Origin of the sequence: Sorangium sp. So ce1504, from assembly GCF_051521635.1 — a bacterium.
In the GTDB taxonomy this organism is placed as follows: Bacteria; Myxococcota_A; Polyangia; order Polyangiales; family Polyangiaceae; genus Sorangium; species Sorangium cellulosum_B.
Genome location: NZ_CP150365.1, coordinates 10,278,140 through 10,296,118, shown reverse-complemented (window position 1 = coordinate 10,296,118; position 17,979 = coordinate 10,278,140). Strand labels below are relative to the sequence as shown.

General features: G+C 71.6%; 11 protein-coding genes. 4 read left to right on the top strand and 7 right to left on the bottom strand.

The window, feature by feature from the left end; all coding sequences use genetic code 11:
- Positions 1 to 21 precede the first annotated feature (21 nt).
- Positions 22 to 2,358 (bottom strand): AAA family ATPase, encoded by a 2,337-nt coding sequence (locus WMF39_RS38775; RefSeq protein WP_437741502.1) that lies wholly within the window; start codon positions 2,356 to 2,358, stop codon positions 22 to 24.
- Between the two features lie 462 nt (positions 2,359 to 2,820).
- Between WMF39_RS38775 and WMF39_RS38770 the strand changes: the two genes are divergently transcribed.
- Positions 2,821 to 4,542: a hypothetical protein gene (locus WMF39_RS38770; protein ID WP_437741501.1), complete on the top strand. Its 1,722-nt coding sequence runs from the start codon at positions 2,821 to 2,823 to the stop codon at positions 4,540 to 4,542.
- Between the two features lie 29 nt (positions 4,543 to 4,571).
- Here the strand turns inward: WMF39_RS38770 and WMF39_RS38765 are convergent, their stop codons facing one another.
- Positions 4,572 to 5,117 carry a hypothetical protein gene (locus tag WMF39_RS38765; RefSeq protein ID WP_437741500.1) on the bottom strand — a complete coding sequence of 182 codons (546 nt, stop codon included), beginning with the start codon at positions 5,115 to 5,117 and terminating at the stop codon, positions 4,572 to 4,574.
- Between the two features lie 256 nt (positions 5,118 to 5,373).
- On the opposite strand from WMF39_RS38765, the gene WMF39_RS38760 reads away from it, so the two are divergent.
- Complete coding sequence (locus WMF39_RS38760; protein ID WP_437741499.1) at positions 5,374 to 7,884, top strand: PAS domain-containing protein; 2,511 nt, start codon at positions 5,374 to 5,376, stop codon at positions 7,882 to 7,884.
- A 22-nt stretch (positions 7,885 to 7,906) separates the two neighbouring features.
- On the opposite strand, the gene argF is transcribed toward WMF39_RS38760, so the two are convergent.
- From argF to WMF39_RS38745, 3 genes are all read right to left on the bottom strand, one after another.
- Positions 7,907 to 8,842, bottom strand: a complete 936-nt coding sequence (gene argF / locus WMF39_RS38755; RefSeq protein WP_437741498.1) for an ornithine carbamoyltransferase — start codon at positions 8,840 to 8,842, stop codon at positions 7,907 to 7,909.
- Positions 8,843 to 8,986: 144 nt separating this feature from the next.
- Positions 8,987 to 10,006, bottom strand: coding sequence for an RNA 3'-terminal phosphate cyclase (gene rtcA / locus WMF39_RS38750; protein WP_437741497.1), 1,020 nt, complete (start codon positions 10,004 to 10,006; stop codon positions 8,987 to 8,989).
- 52 nt (positions 10,007 to 10,058) lie between these two features.
- Positions 10,059 to 11,285: an RtcB family protein gene (locus WMF39_RS38745; protein ID WP_437741496.1), complete on the bottom strand. Its 1,227-nt coding sequence runs from the start codon at positions 11,283 to 11,285 to the stop codon at positions 10,059 to 10,061.
- A 234-nt stretch (positions 11,286 to 11,519) separates the two neighbouring features.
- Here WMF39_RS38745 and rtcR point away from each other — a divergent pair, with 234 nt between their 5' ends.
- Positions 11,520 to 13,172 (top strand): RNA repair transcriptional activator RtcR, encoded by a 1,653-nt coding sequence (rtcR, locus tag WMF39_RS38740; protein WP_437741495.1) that lies wholly within the window; start codon positions 11,520 to 11,522, stop codon positions 13,170 to 13,172.
- Positions 13,173 to 13,200: 28 nt separating this feature from the next.
- Here rtcR and WMF39_RS38735 read toward each other — a convergent pair whose 3' ends face one another.
- Both WMF39_RS38735 and WMF39_RS38730 read right to left on the bottom strand, forming a co-directional pair.
- Positions 13,201 to 14,676 (bottom strand): M16 family metallopeptidase, encoded by a 1,476-nt coding sequence (locus tag WMF39_RS38735; protein ID WP_437741494.1) that lies wholly within the window; start codon positions 14,674 to 14,676, stop codon positions 13,201 to 13,203.
- A gap of 9 nt (positions 14,677 to 14,685) precedes the next feature.
- Positions 14,686 to 16,125 carry a M16 family metallopeptidase gene (locus tag WMF39_RS38730; RefSeq protein ID WP_437741493.1) on the bottom strand — a complete coding sequence of 480 codons (1,440 nt, stop codon included), beginning with the start codon at positions 16,123 to 16,125 and terminating at the stop codon, positions 14,686 to 14,688.
- 405 nt (positions 16,126 to 16,530) lie between these two features.
- Here WMF39_RS38730 and WMF39_RS38725 point away from each other — a divergent pair, with 405 nt between their 5' ends.
- Positions 16,531 to 17,865, top strand: a complete 1,335-nt coding sequence (locus WMF39_RS38725; protein ID WP_437741492.1) for a GDSL-type esterase/lipase family protein — start codon at positions 16,531 to 16,533, stop codon at positions 17,863 to 17,865.
- The last annotated feature ends 114 nt before the right edge of the window (positions 17,866 to 17,979 follow it).

The following is a 17,979-nucleotide window of genomic DNA, read 5'->3' as shown; positions in this document are numbered from 1 at the left end:
GCCCGCCCCCCTCTCGGCCGGCTACCCGAACCGCACCTCGAGCCCCGCGCCCCCGCCCGCCACCACGATCTCCCTGTCCCTGCACCCCGGATCCTCCGCCATGCGCGCCGCGATCGGCGTGATCACCCGCTCCTCGATCACCCGCTTCAGCGGCCGCGCCCCGCGCCTCGGATCGAACCCCGCCTCGGCTAGCCAGGCCCGCGCCTCGGGCAGCACACGGAGCCTCAGGTTGCGGCGCACGAGCCCGGTGCGCGCCTCGGCCTTGGCCAGCTCGAGATCGACGATCCTGAGCACGCTGTCCCGCCCGAGGCCCCGGAACTGCACGACGTGGTCGATGCGGTTCACGAACTCCGGCCGGAAGTGCTCGCGCACGCCCGCCGGCGCCGCGCGCCGCGCGCCCGGGGGCAGGGCGCGCTCGTCCTCGCCGCCGAAGCCGACCGGCGCCCGGTCGGCGACGCCGAGGTTCGAGGTCATCACGATGAGCACCATCCGGAAATCCACGTGGCGCCCGTCCTCGTCTGTCAGCCGCCCCTCGCCGAGGATCGCGAGCAAGAGGTCGAACACCTCGCGGTGCGCCTTCTCGATCTCGTCGAGGAGCACGAGCGACAGCGGCTCTTGCCGCACGCGCTGCGCGAGCGTCGTCGCGTCCGGCCCCGCCGCGAGCAGGCGCGCCGACGACCCCGGGAGCCTGTACTCGCTCATGTCGAGCCGGATCATCCGCCCCTCGTCGCCGAACATCGACCGCGTGAGCTCCTTCGCGAGCTCCGTCTTGCCCACGCCGGTCGGGCCGACGAACAGCAGCGTGCCGCACGGGCGCTCGGGGTCGTTCATCCCGGCCTTGAAGCGCGCCAGCACCCGCGCCGCCGTGTCGCACGCCTCGTCCTGCCCGATCACGCGCCGCTTCAGCCCGCGCGCGATCGTCTCGGCGCTCGCGGGGATCTCGTCGGCGATGAGCTCGATCGGCAGCCCCGAGTGGCGCGCGTAGGCCTCGGACACGTCCCGCGGGTACAGCACGCGCGCCGGCGCCGCTCCGGCCGCCTCCGCCTCCGCGCCGGCCCGGGCGCCGGCCTCCTGCGCGAGCCAGTCGAAGAAGCGGAACGCCTTGCCGGGGAAGAGCACGTCGCGCCGGAACATCGCGAGGTGCTGCACCAGCCGCTTCTTGCCCGCCGGGTGCAGCCGGACGCGCGTGTCCTTCCGCGCCTCGTACTCCGCGAGCAGCGCCGGCACCGCGGCCGCATCCGGCTCGCGCAGCCGGACGATCTGGAAGCACGCCACGAGCGAGGCCGCGCGGCGCTGGCACGCCTCGAGCTCCGGCTCGGTGCACTCCGCGATGAGGCTCACCTCGCCCGTCCGGAGCGCCGGCAGGAACACGTCGCCGATCGACGCGCCGTCCGGCTGCGGCCGGAGCAGCGGCAGGAGCGCGCCCACGTGGAGCAGATCCCCCTCGTGCGACAGCTCGCTCACGAGCCTCAGGCACCTCGCCTGCCACATGCCGAGGTACTTCATCCCGGCGAGCAGCCGATCGGCCGAGGTGCTGAACAGGCCCGGCGAGCTCGCGCGCGCCTTGTCCCTTCGCCACGCCGCGAACCGCCGCGCCAGGCGGTGGACCCAGGTCGTCTTGCCGACGCCCGGGCCGCCCACCAGCAGGATCGACGGCAGCGACGCGCCGTGCGCGGCGCGCGCCACGTCGAACAGCGGCAGCGCCTGCTCCAGCTCCTCGGACTCGCCCACCGCGAGCGGCAGCCGCTGGCGCGCGGCCTTCTCGACGAGATCCTCGGAGACGGCGTGCAGCGTGGGGCGCTCGTCCTCCGGGCGCCGAGCGGTCCGCCCGGCGCGCTCCATCCGGCGCGGCGACCACGGGCGCACGTACTCGTCTCCCTCCCGGCGAAAATCGAAGAGCGACCGCGGGGACTCGCCGAGCAGCGCGCTCGTGACGAGCTGGCGGAGCACGTCGGGCGCGATCGAGAGATCCTCGAGGACCACGGACCAGCCGAAGCGGGGGAGCATCACGCGGACGCCGCCCTCGGCGAGCTTGCTCGCGAGGTACGTGAGCCGCAGCGGGATCTGGCGCCGGCCGACGACGGCGGTCCGCTTGACCGTGGTCTGCGGGTGGACGTCGACGTCCAGCGAGCGGACCTCGAACGACTCGTCCCACAGGTAGCGATCGAGATCGTCCTCGTCCGTGGCGAGCCTCGCGTGGAGCTCGACCTCGATCGCGCGCAGCACCTCGTCCTCGGAGGCGCCATAGGCGGACGGCGCCGGCCGATCGAAGAGGAATGCCCACGTGCGCAGGAGGATCCCGGTGAAGCGGCCGTCGTGGTGGGCGATGAAATAGACGCGGAGCGATTTCTTGGTCATACGGTGGCGGTGGAAACGCGCAGCCTGAGCGCGCGAGCCTAACACACCCGGGCAACACCCCAGGCCGGGAGCGTCGCTGCGTTGATCGGCCGCGCTGTTGGTTGTTTCGTTGCGCGCGCCGTCGTTTCATTGCTCCGCTATTTCATTGCGCCATTGTGGCGATTCCGCCGCAGTCGTTCGCGCAGCGCCCCGAGGAGGCCTGTCCCGGCGCGAAGTGGAGCGGCGCCGGAATACGCTGACGATCGACTCAACGTCAGAACAACTCCATGCGTCGTGGTGACGGCGTGCGTCAAGACGGCTGCGCGCTGCGACGCAGGAACAACCGTGCTGCATAATTCTGGTGGTGTGGAGATGTGTAATCTCATCCACCCTGGTCTCTTCGGGAGGTGTAGAGTGGTGTTCATGCCGCAAACGCCTTATTTCACGACGCCTCGCCGCCGCGCGGCTCGAGCCGCGTTTTCCTTGTTCCTATCGCTTGCCCCGCTCGCCGGGGCCGTGCCCGCGAGCGCTGCTGTGGAGCAGCTGGACGGCACGGACTTGCCCACGCCGGTCCGCGACAACGAGATTGGCCTCGTGACGGGCCGGGGTTTCCCCAGGGATGCCGTCACGCTCGAGGGGCTCTTCGGGTACCGGGGGGAAGACATCGATCCCGTGGCCGACGCGAGCACGGAGCCAGGCGTGTTCTCGCCGCTCTGCGGGTTCTCGGGAGAGCTCGTGCTGCGCGGGGGCGGGTGCAAGGTCGCGTTCGGCTGGTACAACGCGAACGCGAGCGGCACGCGCCCGCCGGACAACCAGATCTATGAGCTGATCCCCGCTGACACGTCGACGGCGTTCCGGTGCGAGGACAACGATTTCTGCCCGCTGGCCACGATGCAGACCACCCAGGCGGGGCAGCACGACTGGACGCCGCGGCAGTTCTCGGCGGCGGACATCCGGAACGATGCGCGGTACCAGGGCGGCCTGGTCGGCTTCGCGCTGATCGGCAAGGAGGGCACCTACTGCACCCAGACGAAGTTCTCGCAGCGCGAGCTGAACACCGTCTGCACGAGCTGCACGCCGAACGAGCCGTGGGTGACGACGCTGATCTACACGTCCACCGCCGAGCCCGACGCGTTCTATGTCGCCTTCGAGGACCTGCCCGTGACCGCGACGAGCTGGAAGGGGAGCCAGGGCGGGTACGAGAACGACGGCGATTTCAACGATTTCGTCTACTACATCACGGGCGTGACCTGCAAAGGCGGCGGCGAGGTCTGCGACACGGGCCTGCAGGGCGCGTGCGCCGTGGGCAGGACGGGCTGCGCGACCGAGGGCGAGGTCGAGTGCCTGCCCGTGCTCGAGCCCGGCGAGCAGAAAGAGACCTGCGACAACATCGACAACGACTGCGACGGCGAGGTCGATAACGGCGAGGGGCTCTGCGACGAGGGCTTCGTGTGCAACCGCGGGTCGTGCGTGCCGTACTGCGGGCGCGGCGAGGTCGTCTGCGACGCCGGGCTCGTCTGCGACGACGGCTTCTGCGTGGAGCAGGCGTGCGTCGGCAAGGAGTGCACCGGCGGCCAGATCTGCGTCGGCGGCAACTGCGTGGGCGGGTGCGACGGCGTCGTCTGCCCCGCGAACCAGGAGTGCCAGCTCGGGCGGTGCGTGGATCTCTGCGCCCACATCGAGTGCGAGGACGGCGCGGTCTGCGAGCGCGGCATCTGCCAGTCCAACTGCGGCTGCCGCACCTGCCCGACCGGCAAGGTGTGCGGGGGGGACGGCCGTTGCGTCGACACCGGCTGCGACGGCAAGACGTGCGCTGACGGGCAGGTCTGCGTCGCCGGGAGCTGCGCCGACGCGTGCGCGGGCGCCGTCTGCCCCGGCAACGCGCCGTGCGTCAACGGGGTCTGCGGCGAGCCGGTGGTCCACGGCGGCGCCGCCTCCGCCGCGAGCGGAGGGTCGATCGGACCCGACGTGGGGCTCGACGATCCGGTGGATCTGACCACCGGCTCTGGCTCCGGTTCCGGCTCCGGCTCCGGCTCCGGCGGCGCGAGCGGCGGCACGGGCGGCAACAAGCCCGACGCGTCCTGCGCGTGCCGCGCGGGCGCGACCCCGGAGGCCTCGCCGGCCAGGGTCGGCCTGCTCGGGCTCGGTCTCCTGCTGCTCGCCGGCCGCAGGCGCCGCGCGCGCCGCGCCGCGAGCCGCCCGTAGGCCGCGCTCTGGCCCGCCGCGCGCCCGCGTCACCCCGCGGAGCGCGCGGCCATCGCCGCGACGAGGCCCCCCACGACGGCCGCCAGGACCCACGCGAGGCGCGCGCCGTACGGTGACGCGGCCGCGGCGCCGGCGGGCAGCGGGAACACCACCGACCGCACCCGCCGGGACTCCGCGTCGACGAGGAGCACGCCGTCGACGTCGAACGCGACGCGGTACTCGAGCAGCTGCCGCCGCGTCGCGGGCGTGTCGATGCGCGGCGCGAGCCGGCCCGTCTTCACCTCGGCGACATACCGCCTGGGACCGTGCGCCACGAGGTAGTCGGCGCGGAGCCCGACGCTGACCGGCTCGCCGTCGATCTGGACTCCGTACGAGACCGCGACCTGCCGGCCGACGATGGTGTAGCCGAGCTCGCGGAGGAGCGCCTCGGCGCGGGCCTCTCCCGCGGCGCCCTGCTCCCGGCACCGCGAGAGCCGGCGCCGCTGCCATGCGCGCCTCCACGCGAGCCGGAGCGTCTGGACCAGCCCGAAGGAGAGCGCCGCGCCGGCCACGGCCAGGAGGAGCTCGGGCGGCATGTCGCGGAAATCCACGCTGCGCGGGTTTGCTCAGGAATCGGGATACCGGGCCAAGTTTTCTGCGCCGGATCGCCTGCGGCTTGGCTGGCGCGCATGTCCACGCGCTCCTATGACAGGGCCGCAAGAGGCATACCGCCTGCTCGTGCTCTGGTGTGGTGGCGCCGTGTTCCAAGAGCGCGCCCGGCTGATCTGGGCAGGGATGTACACCCATCGTCCGCGAGAGCACCCTCATGCTGCATCCGAGGGTCGTCTGCCTGTGATCGAAGACGAGGAGAGGCACCGTTCGCAGATCCGCGCGCTGACCGAGGCCAGCCGCGCGCTCGCGTCGGCGTGTTCGGCGCCCGCGATTCAAGAGATCGTCCTCTCCGCGGCGACGCGCCTGAGCGGCTCCGGCAGGGCCGTCCTGATCCTGAACGACGAGGACGAGCGTCCGGTCGTGCGAGCGGCGCTGGGGCTCGATCCGGCGCTGCTCGCCGAGCTCTGCGGCCGCCCGCTCCCGAGCGCCGACGACGGGATAGCGCGAGCGCTGGACGGGGCGGCCCACGTCGCCGCCGCGCCGCTGATCGTCAGCGGCCGTGTCTCTGGCGTGCTCGCGGTCGAGCGGGCCGCCCCGGCCTCCGGCGAGGATGCCTGGCTGATCGAGGCGCTCGCCGATCAGGCCGCGGTCGCGCTCGCAGGCCCCGCCGATGGCGCCGCGCACGCAGGCGCCAGGGAGCCGCGCGCGCGCCTGGAGGCGGACGTACAGGACGAGCGCTATCGCCTCCTCGGTCGAGCGATCAAGGACCCGATCTGGGACTGGGATATCCGGACGGACCGGGTCGAGCGCAACGCGACGTTTCACGAGGTCTTCCGCTACGCGCCCGAGCAGATGGCCCCGACCGGCGCGTGGTGGGTGGACCGCGTGCTGCCCGAGGATCGCGACCGCATTGCGCGCGAGTTCGAGGAGCTCATCCACGGGGACGCCGACACCTGGTCGGCGCAGTACCGCGTCTACCGCGGCGACGGCTCCGTCGCCCGCGTGTTCGATCGCGGCGCGGTGCTCCGCGACGCGAGCGGCAAGGCGATCCGCATGGTCGGCGCGGCGGTCGACCTGACCGAGCGGTTCCGGATCGAGAGCGCGCTCCAGGACCGGGAGGATCGGCTACGGCTGGCCACGTGGGCGGCGGACGTGGGCACGTGGCGCGTCGACCTGGAGACGCGGTACGACACGAGGGACGCGAGCCTGAACCGCATCCTCGGCCTGGACGAGCGCGAGACGACGCAGCCCATGGGCGACTGGCTGAGCCGCGTCCACCCGGAGGATCTCGACGCGGTGATCGCCATGCACGAGCGGAGCATCCGCGAGCGGTGCATCTACGACATCATCCACCGCGTCGTCCGCGCCGACGGGTCGATCCGGTGGGTCCACGATCGCGGGCGCCTCGTCGCCGATCGGGACGGCTCCCCGCTGTTCTTGACGGGCGCCGTCGTCGACATCACCGAGCTGAAGCAGCTCGAGCGCGAGCGCACGGAGCTGCTCCGCCGCGAGCAGCAGGCGCTCGCCCAGTCGGAGAAGGACCGCATCCGGGCCGAGGACGCGAACCGCATGAAGGACGAGTTCCTCGCGACGGTCTCCCACGAGCTGCGGACGCCGCTCACGGCGATCCTGGGCTGGGCGCGGCTGATCAGGGACAAGGGCCTCGCCCCGGAGCGCGTCAAGCAGGGCATGGCGTCGATCGAGCGCAACGCCCACGCGCAGGCGCAGATCGTCGACGATATCCTGACGGTCTCCCGGATCATCACGGGCAAGCTGCGGCTCCGCACGATCGCCGTGGATCTCGCCGCGGTCATCGAGGCCGCCGTGGACACCATCACGCCGACGGCGAAGGCGAAGGAGATCGAGATCCGCGTCGAGCCGGGCGAGGGGCTCAGCCACGTGTGCGGCGACCCCGATCGCCTCCAGCAGGTCATGTGGAATCTGCTCTCCAACGCGGTGAAATTCACCCCGAAGCGAGGGCTGGTCACCGTCCGGGTGGGGCGGAGCGACTCCCAGGTCGCGATCTCGGTCATGGACAACGGCAAGGGCATCGCCACGTCGTTCCTTCCGTATGTGTTCGACCGCTTTCGCCAGGGCGACTCCTCCCCGACGAGGGCTCACGGCGGGCTCGGCCTGGGGCTCGCGATCGTCCGCCACCTCGTCGAGCTGCACGGCGGCACGGCGGAGGCGGAGAGCCCGGGCGAGGGGGGAGGAGCGACGTTCACGGTGACGCTCCCCCTGCCCGCGGCGCCCTCCGCCGCGCACGAGGGGCCGCCGTCCGCGCCGGGGCGCGCCCCGCTGCGGAGCGGGGAGCCGTCGCCGCTCTTCGGCGTTCACGTCCTCGTCGTCGAGGATGAGCCGGACGCCCGGGAGATGCTCGCGTTCTTGCTGGAGGGAGCGGGCGCGCGGGTCACCACGGCCGGCTCGGCGAGCGAGGCCATGAGCGTCCTGGAGCGGCTGAGGCCCGATGTCCTGCTCAGCGACATCGGTATGCCGGGGGAGAGCGGCTATGCGCTGATCCACCAGCTGCGCGCGGCGGGCCGGGACGAGATCCGGCGTATCCCCGCCGTGGCCCTGACCGCCTATGCCCGGATCGAGGACCGGAGGAGGGCGTTGGCGGCCGGCTTCCAGAAGCACGTCGCCAAGCCGATCGACCCTGCCGACCTGGTGCAGGTCGTCGCGGACCTCACGGGCCGCTCGGGCGGCGACGGGGCCCCCGCCCGGTCCCGGCGCGGCGCGCTCCTCGGTTGACCCCGCGCGGCGCGCGCCCGCTCTAGGCCAGCTCGACGCCGAGCAGCCACAGCATGAGTGCCTTCTGCACGTGCAGCCGGTTCTCGGCCTGATCCCACACGCGCGAGCGCGGCCCTTCGAGCGTCTCGTCGTCGATCTCCTCGCCGCGGTGCGCCGGCAGGCAGTGCAGCACGATGGAGTGCTGCGCGGCCTTCGCCATCACCCTGGCGTCCACGGTCCAGCCGGCGAACGCGGCGCGGCGCTTCTCCGCCTCGGCCTCGTGTCCCATGCTCGCCCACACGTCCGTGTTCACCACGTCCGCGCCCGCCGCGCCCTCGCGCGGGTCGTGCACGATCGTGACGTGGCCCGTCTTCCGCGCGCGCTCGACCTCGTCGGCGGGCGGCATGTACCCCTCGGGCCCCGCGAGCACGAGGTGGAAATCGAAGAGCTGCGCCGCCTCGAGCCACGAGCGCGCCATGTTGCTCGCGCAGTCGCCGAGGAACGCGATGCGCCGGCCGGCGATGCCGCTCCTGTCCCCGCTCGCCGCGAGCGCCTCCTGGATCGTGAAGATGTCGCTGAGCACCTGCACCGGGTGGCCGTCGTCCGAGAGCGCGTTGAGCACCGGCACGCTCGCCTCCGCCATCTCGAGCAGGCGCGCGGTCGACGACGTGCGGAACGCGATCGCGTCGCAGTACCGGGCGAGCACGCGCGCCGTGTCGCGGATCGGCTCGCCGCGGGCGAGCTGGCTGCCCTGGGTGCTCAGCACGACCGGCTGGGCGCCGAGCTGCGCGATGCCGACCTCGAACGACACGCGCGTGCGCGTGCTCGCCTTCTCCAGGACGACCGCGATGGCCCGGCCGGCGAGCATCGTCGTGCGCCGCCCTTTCGGCTCCTCCTTCAGGCGAGCGGCGAGCCTGAGCACGCGGTGCGCTTCGGCCAGGGTCGTGTCCGTGATCTTGAGGTAATCGCGCTTCGCCATTGTCCCGCCTTCCGCGTCGCCGCCGTCCGGGCGCGCCGTCGTGCCGCGGGCAGCCCGCGACGCAGGGCGCGCCGTACGCCCGTCGTGATGTGGCACAACCGGGACACCGCCGTCAATCGGCCGTGGATCCGCCGTGGACAGCGCTCAGCGCCAGATCTCGATCTGCCACGCCGCGTCCGAGATCTGCTCGACCGACGCGCGGATCCCGAGGAGATCTCGGAGCAGCCCGAGGTGGGTTGTCGTGTGGGATGACGGGCGCACGGTCCGGAAGGCGCCGCGGCCCGCGAGGGCGATCGGCAAGAGCAGCTGATCGGCCAGGTGCTCGCCCACGGGGACGCCCGCCGCGAGGTAGTCGCGCGCCTCCTCGGCCGCCTTCGTGGCGACGGACTCCGCGCGCACGCCCTTCACCCCGAACCCGGTGAAGACCTCGGTCACGTGCTCGCTCTCGACGGCGATGGTGAGCACGTTGCCTGGGCCGTTCCCGCCCCTCAGCACGCTGGGCTCGAAGCAGCCCGGCTCCCAGCCGAGCACCGCCGCCGCCGCGTCGAGCTCGCGCACCGCGATGGCGCCCGGGAGGTTCGACACCGTCGCGACCGCCCGCCGGGCGCGGATCTCCCCGCGCTCGAGGAGCTCGAGCGGCGCGAGCGCCGGCGCCGGCGCGATCGAGACGCGGGCCAGCCCGCCGCCGGCCGGGTAGAAGCCGGGCGTCACGAGCGTCGCGGTGACGTCCGGCCCCATCCTCCGCACGAGCGGCAGGTAGGCGAGGTCCAGGAAGTCGAACGGCGGCGCCAGCGGGTTGTGCGTGCCGCCCTCGAGCGTGAGCGCCGACGGCGCGGGCGCGCGGAGCAGCGCGGGCAGGACGGTCTGCAGCACGAGCGTCGTGCTCCCCGCGCTCCCGACCTGGAACGTGTGCTCGCCGGGGACGATCGCGGCCGGTCGAAACACGATCTCCTGCGAGCCGAGCGACGCGCCCGACACCTCGGCGCGGCCGATCTGGGCCGCGGCCCGGACCGACGTCAGGTGTTGCCGCATCAGGCCCGGGCGCGCGCGGCCCTTGCGGATCGAGGTGATACGGACGGGCGTCTGCGTGATCAGCGAGAGGCCGAGCGTCGTGCGGAGGATCTGGCCCCCTCCCTCTCCGATGGATCCATCGATGGTCAGCATGGCGGTCGGCTCTCCCCTGGATCAGCGATATCACGGCGCCGGGGCGCGGGGCTCACCCCTTCACGCAGACGACCTGCCGCAGGGTGTGGACGATGTCGACGAGATCCTTCTGCGCCCGCATCACGTCGTCGATCGGCTTGTAGGCCGCCGGCGTCTCGTCGATCACGTCCTCGTCCTTGCGGCACTCGACGCCCGCGGTCGCGGCCTCGTGGTCCGCGACGGAGAAGCGGCGGCGCGCCTCGCCCCGCGACATGACGCGGCCCGCGCCGTGGCTCGAGCTGCAGAAGCTCTCCGGGTTGCCGAGCCCGCGGACGATGAACGAGCGCGCGCCCATGCTGCCCGGGATGATCCCGAGATCACCCGCCTGCGCGCGGACGGCGCCCTTGCGGGTCACGAGGACGTCCTTCCCGTAGTGGTGCTCGCGCGCCACGTAGTTGTGGTGGCAGTTCACCGCCTCCACGGTCGCGTCGAAGGGCGGCAGCTCGCCCGAGCCGCGGAGCGCCTCGACCACCTGCGCCATCATCAGCTCGCGGTTCACCGCCGCGAAGTCCTGCGCCCACGACACGGCCTGCATGTAATCGTGGAAGTGCCTCGTCCCGTCCGGCAGGTACGCGAGGTCGGCGTCGGGCAGGTTGATGAAGAAGCGCCTCATCTCCTGCTTGGCGAGCTCGATGAAGTAGCTCCCGACCCGGTTGCCGACGCCGCGCGACCCGCTGTGCAGCATGACCCAGACGCGGTCCTCCTCGTCGAGGCAGAGCTCGATGAAGTGGTTGCCTGTCCCGAGCGTGCCGAGGTGCTCGATGGCGTAGCCGCGCCCGATGCGCGGGTGCTTCTCGACGATCTGCCGGTACCGCGGCTCGAGCTCGGCCCACGCCGCGACCTGGGCGGGGGGCGGCGAGCGCCACGCGCCGCGGTCGTTCTTCCCGCCGTTGTCGGTGCGGCCGTGCGGCACGGCGCCCTCGATGGCCGACCGGAGCCCGCGCAGCGCGTCCGGCAGCTGCGACGCGGAGAGGCTCGTGCGCGCCGCCATCATCCCGCAGCCGATGTCGACGCCCACCGCCGCCGGGATGACCGCGCCGCTCGTCGCGACCACGCTCCCCACGGTCGCGCCGATGCCCTGGTGCGCGTCGGGCATCACGGCGATCCACTTGTGGATGAACGGCAGCGCGGCGAGGTTCTTGAGCTGCGACTCCGCGGCGGTCTCGAACGGCACGCCGACCGTCCACGCCTTGATGGGCACGCCCGAGTCCGTGGGGATGACGTTGTAGCTTCGCTCCATGGCAAGATCTCCGGTGAGGGGTCGAGCCGTCCGGCGCGCGCCGCGACGCTCGTTCGCGGCGGGGCCCGTCGGTCTCCGTCGGTCTCCGTCGTTTCCGTCGTTTCCGTCGGTCTGTCGCTCCGTCGGTTCGGCGTTCCTGCGTATCGCACGGCGCGTGCCACTCGAAATCCAGGCGGTCACGGGCCGCTGGCCCTGCGGATTAGACCTGTGTATAAAATGGTTAGAGAATATTCTATGACGCGCAAGACGACCGTGGTCCTCGGCATGCTGGGCCCGACGCTGGACACCGGGAAGACGGCGGAGCGCTGGTCGCGCTGGCGCCCGAGCGTGGCGCTGTGCCAGCACGAGGACCTGATCGTCGACCGGTTCGAGCTGCTCTACCAGCGCCGCTTCGAGGGCCTGGCCGAGACGGTGATGGGCGACGTGCGGCGCGCCTCGCCGGAGACGGACATCCGCGGTCACGTGGTCGAGGTGGACGATCCGTGGGACTTCGAGGCGGTGTACGGCGCGCTCCACGACTTCGCGAGGGCGTACCCGTTCGCGCCGGACCGGGAGGACTACCTCGTCCACATCACGACGGGCACGCACGTCGCGCAGATCTGCCTGTTCTTGCTCACGGAGTCGCGGTACTTCCCGGGTCGGCTCATCCAGACGTCGCCGCCGAAGCGCGACCGTGAGGAGCTCGCGGCCGGGTCGTTCACGATCATCGATCTCGACCTCTCGAAGTACGATCGCATCGCGTCGCGCTTCCAGAAGGAGCAGCGCGAGGGGGTGTCGTTCTTGAAGAGCGGCATCGACACGCGCAACGCGGCGTACAACCGGCTGATCGAGCGGATCGAGCACGTGGCGATCGCGTCGCGCGCGCCCATCCTGCTGATGGGCCCGACGGGGGCGGGCAAATCGCAGCTCGCGCGGAAGATCTACGACATCAAGAAGGGGCGCCGGCAGGTGGGCGGCGACTTCGTGGATCTGAACTGCGCGACGATCCGCGGTGACGGGGCGATGTCGGCGCTGTTCGGGCACACGAAGGGGTCGTTCACGGGGGCGCTCCAGGACCGCCCGGGGCTCTTGCGCAAGGCGCACGAGGGGGTGCTCTTCCTCGACGAGATCGGCGAGCTCGGCGCGGACGAGCAGGCGATGCTGCTGCGGGCGATCGAGGAGAAGGCGTTCTTGCCGGTCGGCTCGGACAGGGAGGTGAGGAGCGAGTTCCAGCTGCTCGCCGGCACGAACCGGGATCTCGCGCTGGAGGTTTTGGCGGGGCGCTTCCGGGAGGACCTCCTGGCGAGGATCAACCTGTGGACGTTCCGGCTCCCGGGCCTCAGGGAGCGGGTCGAGGACATCGAGCCGAACCTCGATTACGAGCTCGACGCCTCGGCGCGGCTGCTCGGCGTGCGGATCACGATGAGCCGCGACGCGCGCGCGCGGTTCCTCGAGTTCGCGACGTCGCGAGAGGCGGTGTGGCCGGGCAACTTCCGGGACTTCAACGCGGCCGTGACGCGGATGGCGACGCTCGCGCCCGGGGGGAGGATCGGGGTGCCGATCGTGGAGGAGGAGATCGGGCGGCTGGTGGAGGCCTGGCGGCGAGCGCCGGCGGCGGGCGGGCGAGCGCCCGCCGCGGGCGGCGCGGCGGGGGAGGGGAGCGACGGGGAGGATCTCGTGGTCGCGGCGCTCGGCGCGCGCCGGGCGGCGGCGCTCGACCCGTTCGACCGGGTGCAGCTCGCCGAGGTGCTGCGGGTGCTGAGGAGCGCGCGGTCGCTGTCGGAGGCGGGACGGGTGCTGTTCGCGGCGTCGCGGGCGAAGAAGAAGAGCGTCAACGACGCGGACCGGCTGCGGAAGTACCTGGCGCGGTTCGACATCGACTGGAGCGAGGTGGCGGGGGGCGGGTAGATCCCTGACGTACAGGAGGTGGTGGTCGTCACTTCGTCGTCTTCAGCATCGACCACTGGACGTCGCCGAGGCTCACGAGCTGGTCGTGGAGCAACCGCGGGGGGCCATAGACGGCGACGCCGATCTGGGCATCAAAGTATCGCGACGCGGCGCGCTGCAGCTGCTCGGTGCCGATGGCGCGCACCCGGCGCTCCAGCGTCGCCAGGTGGTCGAGCGGCAGCGCGTTCAGATAGAGGTCCGCGAGAGCCCCGGCCAGACCCGGCGTTGACGACACAGCAGCGGCCGTCTGGCCGAGGAAGCGCATCTTCGCCGCTTCTAGCTCGGCCAGCGTCACCGGAGAGCTCTTGAACCGCCGGATCTCCGTCAGGATCTTCTCCAGGCTCTCACCTGCGCGATCGAGATCGGCGCTGAGCTCGATCAAGAATTCGCCAGCGGTCCTGCGTTGATAACACGCGGCGTGGACCCCATAGCTGATTCCCGTGTCGTGCCGGAGCGTGGCTGCAGAACGCGACACGACGAGCCCGCCGATCAGCATGGCGATGAGATCGAAAGCGAGGGCGTCCGGGTCTGACAAGCCGGCGCATGGCAAAGCGACGACCAGGCTGGCGTCAGACGTGCCACCCGCAATCGCACCGATCCGGATCTCCCGGTCGCCGCGGGGGATGACCGCTGGCGGCGCTGGCTCAGGCGGCACCTGGCCCTGCGCAGGGGACCATGCGCCAAAGTGGCGGCGCGCGAGCGCAAAGATCGCCTCGGCTTGCACGGCGCCCACGGCGATGAGGGCGCTGTCGCGCGGGCCGTATTGCCGCGAGTAAAAGCTCCTCACCTGATGCCCGGAGAAACCCATGAAATTGCTCCCAAAGGCCTTGAATGGCAGCGCCAGAGGGTGATCAGGGCCATACAGCCCCTCGAGGGCGAGCTCGTTCAGCTGGGAAGAGATACCGAGGGAGCGGCTGAACAGCGCCTGGGACTGCGCGCCGCGCGCGCTCTCGAGCGAGTCGGCGTCAAAGACGGGGTGCTGGACGAGTCGTGCCAGAAGCCACGCCGCCTTCTCGGCGCCAGACGCCAGCGTCGTGATCGCGATCGCGGTTCCGACGGAGCCCACGCTCCACCTGGGGAGCTCGCCGCTGATGCGGAGCTGGCGCAGGACCTCGCCGTTCTCCAGCCGCGTCCCCTCGTTCAACATCCGGGCCGTGAGCTCCGCGAGCCCGGCGTGGCTCGGCGCTCCATCGTCGCGGGCCGCGCGATTGACGTAGATCAGCGTCACGAGCGGCAGCTCGGGCCGCTCGACGACGAGCGTCGTCATGCCGTTCTCGAGCTCGGCCGAGCGGACGTCGTGGACTCGCAGCGTCGGCTCAGCCGCGAGCGGCGGCGCGTTCGCGCGGAACTCGGCGTCCGGGGTCGGCGTGAGCGGCGGCAGGGGAGGAGGCAGCTCCACCCGCGAGCCGCAGCCCGCGAGCGCTGCACCGAAGAGCGCGGCCCACCCCATGCTTGCTCGTCTCATGCGGACACCTCAGCGTGGATCGACGGTCAACCTGCCCTCACGGGACGCGAGATCCTCGGGTTCCACGCGGACGAGGCGGGCGACGAGGCGCCGATCCGTCGTGAAGTAGCCGCGCAGGCGCAGCGCGTCGTCGGGGGTGACGCCGCGGATCTCAGCGATCCGCCGTGCCACGTCGAAAGGTCGCGACGTGGAGCGCAGCGACTTCAGGTGTCGTAACGCGCGCCCCATCGGCTGATCATGCGACATGAGCTCGCGGACGATCGCGGTCTGTTTCAGCTCCGGTAGCAGGGCGCCCCAGTCCATGCTCCACATCTGGCGGATTTCCCGCTCGATCGCCGCCTCGACGCCGGCGTGGGTCGCGTGCTTCGTCAGGGTCGCCGAGACGGAGAACACCGATCCCAGGTCCCGGTCGTCGATGTCCGCAGCGACGTGCGACAGGGGCCCCTGATCGCCGACGAGGCGCGTCCGGAGCGACTCCCCCAACGCGTGGGCGACGAGCCCCGCCGCGACCCGCTCGCGCGACGAGGCGAGCGGTGCCGCCCAGCACATCTCGATCCGCTCACGATAAACCGCGTTCTCGAAGGTCAGTCGCCGCGCCGCGGCGAAGGCGGCCGGGGCCGTCCGTCGGCGCACGAACGGCGTCTTCGGATTGACCACCGGGCCGAAGTACCGCTCCACGAGGGCGCGGGTCGCCCGTGGATCGATGTCGCCGACCAGGATCAGGCGCGCGTTGCTCGGACGGTAGCCTTGCTGGAAGAACCATTGCGCGTGCCGGAGCTCGATCGCCGCCAGATCGTCGAGAGGGAGCTCTGAGCCCGAGTAAGGGTGGTCCTGCCCGAAGATGGCACGCCAGGTGTGGCGCTGGAACATCTTCTCGATGCCATCGTTCATCAAGAGCTCGTTGCGCACGATCTTCTGCTCGAGCGCGAGCGCCTGTTCGTTGAAGCGCTCGAGCGTGAATGCCATGCGCTCGCTCTCGATCCACAGCGCGAGGGGGAGCGCGGCCGCTGGCGCGAGCGCGTAGTAGGCGGTGTAGTCGGGGCTCGTGACCCCGTTCATGCGGTGCACCCCCGCTCGCTCGAGCAGGCTCAGGGCATCGAACGGCTTCATGTGACGCGAGCCCCGGTACGTCATGTGCTCGACGAGGTGCGCCAGCTGGCTATAGCCCCGCGGATCATCGCGGCTGCCGATCTCGTACGCGACGACGACGGCGACCGTCGGCTGCCTGTGATCTTCCTCCAGGAGCACCTCGAGGCCGTTCGCCAGGCGGAAGTGGGCGGCGCTCTGAGCCAGGCCCTCGATACCTCCCGCCGCCGATCGGGCGCCCGGAGCTACCGAGGGGTCCGCCGCTGCCGCGAGGGGCATGGCGACCGCCAAGAGCCCCGCGACCAGCCCTGCCGCCCGCGCTCGCCCCGGCGCCCGCAGTCTCGGCTCGTTCTTGGCGTTCAATGGTTCACCCCTCGCGTGCTGTCTCCTGACGCATGGACGCTGGAACTGTCGGGCGTGTCAAGCGCGCCGTATGGGGCGGTGTCGCCGGAGCGCCCCCTGACGGCACCGCTCGTGGCTCGTCTGGCGTCGTGCGTGCTGGCTTGTGTGAGAGCGCTCTACGTGGATGCCGTCCGCCGCGAGGACCTGCCGTCCCGCCGGCGCCACGGAGAACATCTCTGGATATTTACCGTTTCAGTTGATAATTTCTCCCGCCGGCGCATTGTCCTGAGCTGCTGCGAGCCGTGATGCAGCGAACAGGACTTTACCGGTTCACTTCGTCGGCGTGGATCGATGACGGAGGTCGCCTCCGCTGTTGATCGTGGCGCCGAACTGCCCCAGAGTGCCCGGCGCTGGAGGTCAGTTTCGATGGCTTTTCGTTCATTTCACCAGTCACCTTTCCTGGCCCTTACGCTGGGGGCGGTAGTCCTCCTGTCGGCCTGCTCGGATGACGATGGCGGCGGCGGCTCGTCGGCGAGCTCCGGGGGCACGGGCGGCTCGTCGGCGAGCTCCGGGGGCTCGGGGAGCACCACCGCGCAGGGCACGGGCGGCGCGGGCGGTGGTACGGGCGGCGCCGGGGACACGGGTGGCGGCGGCACCGGCGGCGGCGACACGGGCGGCGGCGGCACCGGCGGCGGCACCGGCGGCGGTGCGGACGCGCAGGGGATCGTGCCCAATCCCATCGTGTCTCGCGGCAAGCCGGCCTTCGCCTCGGCGGGGACGGCGTCGGTGATCAACGACGGCAAGTACAGGTCGGCGGGGACCTGGATCGCGGGCAAGCCCACCTCGGCCGCGCCCGCCTGGGTCGCCATCCAGGTCGGCACCGGGTACGAGCGGCTGCTCCTGAGCTGGACGGCCTCGTACAACTACAACTACACGGACGTGCAATACGGGGCGCCGGGCGCCTACCGCGTGGAGACCTCGAGCGACTCCACGAACGGCTCGGACGGCACCTGGACCCAGGTCGCGGAGGTGACCAACAACCCGGTCCGCACGCGCGCCCACAGCTTCGATTTCGGCGGCAAGAGCTGGGTCCGGCTCGTCGTGACCGCGGCCCCCGCGACGACCGACGACACCGGCGTCCAGCTCGACGAGATCGACGTGCACGACATCTCGAAGGGCGCGGAGGACACGTGGTTCTTCCTCGGCGACAGCATCACGGCGTTCGCCTATGACCGCGACACCCCGGCCACGCAGCCGAGCTTCGCCGAGAACGTGCACGCGGCGCACCCGGCCCACTATCCGGCGATGATCAACGGCGGCATCGGGGGAGAGCTCACCAAGAGCACCGACAAGCCCAGCGCGCTCGATCGCATCGATGACGTGCTGGAGATGAACCCCGACTTCCACTACTTCGCGATCGGCTACGGCACCAACGACTCCTGGGACCAGACCGACCCGAGCACCTTCAAGGCGAACCTGCAGCAGCTCATCGACAAGATCGAGGCAGCGGGCCGCGTCCCGGTGCTCGCGCATATCCCTTTCTCGCCGGACGGCCACCACAACGCCGTCCCGGCGTTCAACCAGGCGATCGACGCGCTGACCGAGGAGAACGGCCTCCCTCCTGGGCCGGATCTGTATGCGTGGTTCGAGGACCATCCCACCCAGTTCACCGACAAGGTGCACCCGGATCCCGCCGGGCGGGTGGCCATGAACAAGCTCTGGGCCGACGCCGTGGACGGCCTCTACCCGGCCCAGCGGTAGCGCGACCCGACGCCGGGCGACACGCGACCACGCGACCGAGCGCGCTCGCGGCGCCGGCGCGAGCCTTGACTCCACGCGGCCGCGGGGGCTAGCTCGATCAGGCGCACGAACGGC

What these genes read in the sequence shown, in the direction of transcription:
- WMF39_RS38725 (WP_437741492.1), top strand. Translation starts at nt 16,531, where the DNA reads ATGGCTTTTCGTTCATTTCACCAGTCACCTTTCCTGGCCCTTACGCTG.
- argF (WP_437741498.1), bottom strand. Translation starts at nt 8,842, where the DNA reads ATGGCGAAGCGCGATTACCTCAAGATCACGGACACGACCCTGGCCGAA.
- rtcR (WP_437741495.1), top strand. Translation starts at nt 11,520, where the DNA reads ATGACGCGCAAGACGACCGTGGTCCTCGGCATGCTGGGCCCGACGCTG.
- WMF39_RS38765 (WP_437741500.1), bottom strand. Translation starts at nt 5,117, where the DNA reads ATGCCGCCCGAGCTCCTCCTGGCCGTGGCCGGCGCGGCGCTCTCCTTC.
- WMF39_RS38735 (WP_437741494.1), bottom strand. Translation starts at nt 14,676, where the DNA reads ATGAGACGAGCAAGCATGGGGTGGGCCGCGCTCTTCGGTGCAGCGCTC.
- rtcA (WP_437741497.1), bottom strand. Translation starts at nt 10,006, where the DNA reads ATGCTGACCATCGATGGATCCATCGGAGAGGGAGGGGGCCAGATCCTC.
- WMF39_RS38775 (WP_437741502.1), bottom strand. Translation starts at nt 2,358, where the DNA reads ATGACCAAGAAATCGCTCCGCGTCTATTTCATCGCCCACCACGACGGC.
- WMF39_RS38745 (WP_437741496.1), bottom strand. Translation starts at nt 11,285, where the DNA reads ATGGAGCGAAGCTACAACGTCATCCCCACGGACTCGGGCGTGCCCATC.